The sequence below is a fragment of the Pseudomonas quasicaspiana genome, assembly GCF_021147825.1.
GTDB lineage: Bacteria > Pseudomonadota > Gammaproteobacteria > Pseudomonadales > Pseudomonadaceae > Aquipseudomonas > Aquipseudomonas quasicaspiana.
Map to the genome: position 1 here is coordinate 21,958 of NZ_JAGTPI010000074.1, position 6,225 is coordinate 28,182.

Genomic DNA, 6,225 nt, shown 5'->3' on the forward strand with positions numbered 1-6,225 from the left:
GAAAAACTTTAGGACAGAAGCCAAAAACCCGGCATGCGTATGGACGCAGCCGGGCCTTTGTGAACCAACCAGCCTCAGGAAGCAGAGGTACGGGCGTTCAGTGCATCGAAGAACGAGGTGATGCTGGACAACGTTGATTTCATTTGCCCAACAGCCAGGTCCATGGCGTTGTATTTGGCAGTCAACGTCGCGGTCAGGGTCTCAACCCTTAGATCCAGCGCGGCCTTCTGAGCGAGCAGGTCAGCCTTGGTCTTGTTCAACTGAGTGGTACGGACGTCCATGACGCCGCCCGTCGAAGTGTACGGGTCCAGCGCCTTGCTCATCCGCTTCAACAAGCCGTCGCTGCCATCCTCCTTGGTACCCGCGAACAGCTGCTGCACATCGCCGCCAAGCCCCTTGGCCATGGCCGCAGTGTACTTGCCAGTATCAAACGCCAGCTTGCCGCCCACTTGATCGGTTTGAATACCCAACTGCGAAAGGGTCGACAGCTTGCCACCCGAAGACGTGTCGTTCAGCACCGAACGAATGGTAGCCAACAAATCACGCGCCAGTGAATCACCGCCCAGCGCCGCAACGCCAGTCAAATCACCATTGGAGTCAGTCGTGGCCTTGGTCAGCGAGTTGATGGTACTGACAACGGTGTTATAGGCATCAACGAAGGCCTGTAAAGAGGTCTTCAAACCGTCGGAGTTGGCACCCACAGTTACTACTGTCGGCGTCTTGGTTTCAGCAACCGCCGTGAAGCTCAAGCCCGAGACAGCGGTGTCGTAAGTGTTGGTGGAGCTTTTGATCGACAGACCACCAACCTTGATCTCGCCATCAATTGGCGCGTCGCCGATTCGACCAGCACTGGTCGCATCGGAAGCATCCAGCGCACCCGAACCGATGGTCAGGCCGCTAACGCTGCTACTCGTAGTGATATCCGAACCGGCACCGGTTTTTGTCGAACCGAACACCAGGCGCGAGCCTGTAGCGTCAGTGATGATGTTGGCACTGACCCCACTGGTGGAGGTTTTGGAGTTAATCAGGTCTCGAACCGACTGCAGTGTCGAGCCTTCTGGAATGTTGAACTGCGTATCAACGCTATTTTGAGTGATGGTCAGGGAACCACTCGGAATAGCACTGGCAGCCGCCGTGTCAAAGGATGCCGAAGCCACGCTTGAACTGGTGGCCAGTTTCACGACCTCGACTGCGTAAGTACCCGCAACCGCAGTGTTTTTAGCAGTTACAGTCAATACGGTAGGCGCCGACGACGTTGCAGAAAAGCCGTTGAAAGCGGGCGTGTCTGTCTTTCCGAGATTAGTCAGCGCAGTCTGGAAGGCATCAAGCGCAGAGTTCAGCGTGCTGATCCCTGACAACTTGGTGGTGTTCAGCGTCGTCTGCTTGGCTATCTGGTTTGTTTTGGCGGACTTGTCCGAGTCAACCAAAGATTTAACAAGGTCACCAATTGGCAGACCCGAACCCAGGCCTGCAGATGTAACTGTACCAGCCATAAATTTCTCCTTCAGATTTCAGAAGTCTTTTGCCTTTTCAAAAAACAAAAGAGCCCATCACATCGCTCACACCAGCATCAAACCCTGGCGTCGAACAATAAGCTGTGTGCGTTATGAAGGCTGTCGGCGATTTTCAGTGCCTCCGCTGACGGCAACTGTCGCACGACTTCCCCGGTGTCACCCGCTATCACTTTTACAACAATTTCGCCCGACGACTCGTCGATCGAAAACTCGAGATTGCGTTTCACCGATTGCACAAATTTTTCAATTTCCTGTACTGCAGACTCAAGCCTCTGAGACTTTTCCGCTTCCGAAACCCTGAGCGCCTCTTTACTTTCGGATGAATCCGAAACTACGGCAGGTGTCAGCACAACCGCAGCCTGAGGGACCTCAGCCGGTTTTTCAGCAACAACAGGCGTCGGTTTAACGGCCTGGTAAGACAAGCTCAATTTAACGCTCATGTCCATATCCATCACCTCCTCAAAGTAAAAAAGCGGAGGAGTACAAACCGCATACTCCCCCGCCAAGTCTTACACCGATATTACTGAAGCAGTTTCAGTACAGCGGATGGCAGCTGGTTGGCCTGAGCCAGAACAGCTTGCGAAGCTTGTTGCAGAGTTTGTTGCTTGGTCAGGTTAGCAGTCTCTTCTGCGAAGTCGGTATCCTGAACGCGACCCAGTGCAGCGGTGGCGTTTTCGTTTACGTTCTGCAGGTTGGAGATGGTGCTGGTCAGACGGTTTTGCGAAGCACCCAGGTTCGAACGGGTTTCGTTGATGGTCGCCAGAGCGTCGTCGATTGCGCTGATCGCGGAGTCGATGTTGGTAGCAGCAACAGAAGAGTCAGTACCAGTCAGAACCACAGTACCGCTAGCTACGCCGAGATCTGCTGCGCCGAAGCCGGTGCTCAGAACCAGGTCGATGTGGTTAGCGTCGCCAGTGTTGGAACCGACTTGCAGAGTCATGGTGCCAGCAGTGCCGTCGAGCAGGTTTTTGCCGTTCAGGTTGGTGCTGTTAGCGATACGAGTCAGTTCGTCAGACAGCTGAGCGAATTCGGCGTTGGTCGCTTTCTGCTCGGAAGTACCGTTGGTACCGTTACGTGCCTGGATTGCCAGCTCACGCATACGTTGCAGAAGGTTGGTGGATTCTTGCAGAGCGCCTTCAGCGGTCTGAGCCATCGAGATACCGTCGTTGGCGTTTTTGATTGCTACGGTCTGGCCGCGAACCTGGCTGGTGATACGGGTTGCGATCTGCAGGCCGGCTGCGTCGTCTTTGGCGCTGTTGATTTTCAGGCCAGAAGACAAGCGAGTCATGGAAGTGGACAGAGCGTCGGAGGCGCGACCCAGGTTCTTCTGAACAGCAAGGGAAGCAACGTTAGTGTTTACGCTTAAAGCCATGATGAAATCCTCATTGGTTGGGTGCTGCGGCTTCCGGCCCTGGCGACAGCCGGGTTGGCACAGAGAACCTTCGTAATAGTTATCGTCGTCTACCCTGTTTGCTTTAGGTGTATTTGAAAAAAAATTCCAGCGAACGAGTGATTTTCTTTAAAAACAATAACTTGACGAAAAAACGTATTATCCATAAGGTCTTGCAACTTTCGATAAAACCAGAACGCCGTCAAAAAACTGCCTTGATCTGGCCTTTAGCCTCTAAGCAAATCTACCAGTTCGTACTGCATATAGTCGGCCAGTCCAAGCCAATCCTGAGCCTGTTGACACGCCAGCATGATCGTCAGCAACTGCACCCATTGCTGCTGCACATCGGGCGAGCGCTTATCGAGATGGCTGCCAGCACTTTCGAAGACATCAATCATATCCAGCGCCGCCTCGACGCTACGCCCTAAACGAAACAGACCGGCGCATGCGGTGCAGTGCGCGATACTTTGCTCGACCGTCGTCATTGCACGAACTCCTTATTAAAAGCTGTACCGGCGATCATCGCCCCTGCCCGGCTGCTATTAAGGAACTGCACGTCAGGGTGCAGGTGGATGTAGCGCTCCAGTTCGCCAAGATAGCGGCGGAAATTCAGTTGCGTCCTGACCCGCTGACCATTCCCATCGAGCACCCAGTGCCGCGCGTGATCGATAGAAGGACCAAGCGTTCCATCACCCCACCCGGCATGGGTCTTGTTCATCGGGTAAGCGAAATCGGTACCAAACAGCGTCACCCGCGACGCCCCCATCTGCACCGCCAGATCCACCGCCGGATGAATCACGCTGCCGCCGCCGAACAACTCGCCACGGCTAACGTGCTTGCGCAACTCGTCATGGATCGATCCGGGTGAATAGCTGACATAGCGCGGCCCTTCCCAGGCCTGGATCACCAGAGGGTCACTCAACGGCTTATAGACCAGCACGATTTCTGCCGAGTCAGCCGGTGGCAGGTGCCCAGTCGTGATCTTCTGATCAATGCTCACCACGAAGTCCGGCCTTATGCCGTGGGCAAGCAGCGGTTTGTAAGCGGTGTCGACACAGATAAACAGTGGACGTTGCTCGCCCGCACGAATGCTCAGCAGCCTTTCAAAGTGCTGCTCAAGACTCGGCCCGGTGCCTATCACATACATTTCCCGGCTCACGTGCTGGCCGAACAGCTCGGTCACGTCCCGGTCGGACCTGACCAGCTCAAGGTTCGCCAGCAAACGCTCAACGATGTGCGGCGCTTGCGGATCGAACTCACGATTATTGAAATGCAGATGGACTTCACTGACCAGTCGGTCCCGAATCCGCGCATTGACCTCATCCGCCAGCTCCAGCTCGGCAGGCAAGGCGAAGAACGGCACCTGAATCTCGCTGTCATCAGCGGCATAACCCAGCTCTACCCGTGGATCGCTGAGCCAGGAAGTCTGATCCGCAAGCCTGAGTACCAGCGAGAATAAAGCCCCGTTAAGGATATGCACCTGCAAGCGCTGCAAGTCAGAACGCTCCAGCAGTACCTGCTGCAGGTCGCCAAGCCCGGTGCCATATAAATGCAGCAGTGACTTTTCAGCCGGCAGGCTGGCGGCCTGCAACCGCGCCTCGGCGTTCCGGTCATGGCGACTGGTCAGCTGTATGCCAGAGACACTCAGGGTCGCTTCAAGTCCATTAACCAGTTCGACCTGCAGCGCCTCGTAATCCTCATCCAGCAACCTGGCAAACACCTGCGGCCAGCGATCCTGAAGCACCGCGGCATTTAACTGGAAGCTGTCAGTCATAAGACCCCACCCAAATTCCGGACAAAAAAATAGCGCTCAAGAGTAACCGTCCTGAGCGCTATTTTTTACTGCAATATTCGATCAGGGCCGATAAATGATCGCCGAGCCCCAGGACAGGCCAACGCCAAAACCGCTCAGTGCAACGCGTTTCCAGCTGGCATCCAGCACATGCTTCTCAAGCAGCAATGGAATGCTGGAAGAAATAGTATTACCCGTTTCCAGCATGTCTTTGATGAATTTTTCCGGCTCGCCCTCAAAGCGTCGCGCCACGGCATCGACAATCGCCGCGCTGCCCTGGTGAATACAGAACGCGTCAATATCGCTTTGATCCAGATCCGACTCCTGCAACAACTCATGCAGGTGTGCAGGCACCTTGAGCAGTGCGAAGTTGAAGACCTGGCGGCCATTCATGAAGAACACGCCATTGCTGACCTTCAAATGAGCGGCGCCGGAGCCATCCGTACCGAACTTGGCCTTGCCCAGTTGCCATGGCGCGTCCTCGCCCATCCATGTTGCAGTGGCGGCATCGCCAAACAGCATCGTGGTGTTGCGGTCTTCCGGATCGACGATCTTCGAATACGGATCGGCGGTAACCAGCAGACCGTTTTTCAGGCCTGCTGCCTCCATGAAACCTTTAAGTGCATAAATGCCGTAAACATAACCGGAGCAGCCAAGGGATATGTCGAACGCTGCCACATTCGTTGGCAGGCCCAGTTTGTCCTGAACGATAGCGGCAGTGTGTGGCAAGCCTTCCTCGTCACCGTTCTGCGTGACAACAATCAGCGCATCGATGGACTCGCGTTTGAGGTCCGGATTATTGGCGAACAGGGCGTTGACTGCCTCGACGCACAGATCGGAGGTTTCCTGTGCATCATCCTTGCGCGGTAGAAAAGCGGAGCCGATCTTGCCAAGGATGAATTCGTCATCCTTGCCGAATTTCGCACCTTGGGCGTAGTTGTCGACGCCAGCCAGAGGTACGTAACTCGCTATGCTTTTTATGCCAATCATCATGGCTTCCCAATATAAATAGCTGAATATCACCGTTTGCCCGATGACTCGGCATCGAAAACAAATGGCTTTTGACCCATGAAAAAAGAGCAGCGAAGGAGTTTGACCGGTCCCGGATTACCGTGAAATCAGCCTGACGCCATCATCGCCCGCGAGCACGATACAGTGAAGATGCGCGTTATGACTCATAGGTCACTAAGTTTTATACCCTTTTAGCGCATGGCATGACACTGTTGAGGGCTGTCATCGTGCAGGGATTCACTAAAAAACTTCAAGATGTCATGGATATATGAGTGGGGTTTCTTCATATCTGTCGTGTCGCTACTCTTGTGTACATATCCGTTACCGTGTTCATGGCTGATATTGGTTGCGCTTTTACAGCGCCTCACTTTTGAAAGGAGCCCAAAAGTAAGCAAAAGGCTCTTGCCCCACCACTTGGCACCTCGCTGTCGCTCGGCATACCCGTAATCCGACCTTGCTGCGTGGGGCCGCCGCCACCGGCCATCCATGGCCTGAGGCGGCTAAACCGGCATCCCTGC

The 6,225-nt window shown here is 54.6% G+C and carries 6 protein-coding genes; all 6 read right to left on the minus strand.

All coding sequences use genetic code 11. The features are described 5' to 3' along the window. Positions 1-74: 74 nt before the first annotated feature. Positions 75-1,493: a flagellar filament capping protein FliD gene (gene fliD / locus KDX30_RS26460; protein WP_027901008.1), complete on the minus strand. Its 1,419-nt coding sequence runs from the start codon at positions 1,491-1,493 to the stop codon at positions 75-77. Between the two features lie 77 nt (positions 1,494-1,570). Beyond that, positions 1,571-1,960 carry a flagellar protein FlaG gene (locus tag KDX30_RS26465; RefSeq protein ID WP_231667201.1) on the minus strand — a complete coding sequence of 130 codons (390 nt, stop codon included), beginning with the start codon at positions 1,958-1,960 and terminating at the stop codon, positions 1,571-1,573. Between the two features lie 74 nt (positions 1,961-2,034). Further along, positions 2,035-2,886, minus strand: coding sequence for a flagellin domain-containing protein (locus KDX30_RS26470; protein WP_231673520.1), 852 nt, complete (start codon positions 2,884-2,886; stop codon positions 2,035-2,037). A gap of 245 nt (positions 2,887-3,131) precedes the next feature. Then, positions 3,132-3,389: a hypothetical protein gene (locus KDX30_RS26475; RefSeq protein WP_231677946.1), complete on the minus strand. Its 258-nt coding sequence runs from the start codon at positions 3,387-3,389 to the stop codon at positions 3,132-3,134. Next, on the minus strand, positions 3,386-4,678 hold the full coding sequence (locus KDX30_RS26480) for a motility associated factor glycosyltransferase family protein (RefSeq protein ID WP_231677947.1): 1,293 nt from the start codon (positions 4,676-4,678) through the stop codon (positions 3,386-3,388). The genes KDX30_RS26475 and KDX30_RS26480 overlap by 4 nt, the downstream gene beginning before the upstream one ends. An 81-nt stretch (positions 4,679-4,759) precedes the next feature. Then, the gene (locus KDX30_RS26485; protein ID WP_027901013.1) at positions 4,760-5,686 is read right to left on the minus strand and encodes a ketoacyl-ACP synthase III; all 927 of its coding nucleotides are present in this window, start codon (positions 5,684-5,686) and stop codon (positions 4,760-4,762) included. Positions 5,687-6,225 lie beyond the last annotated feature (539 nt).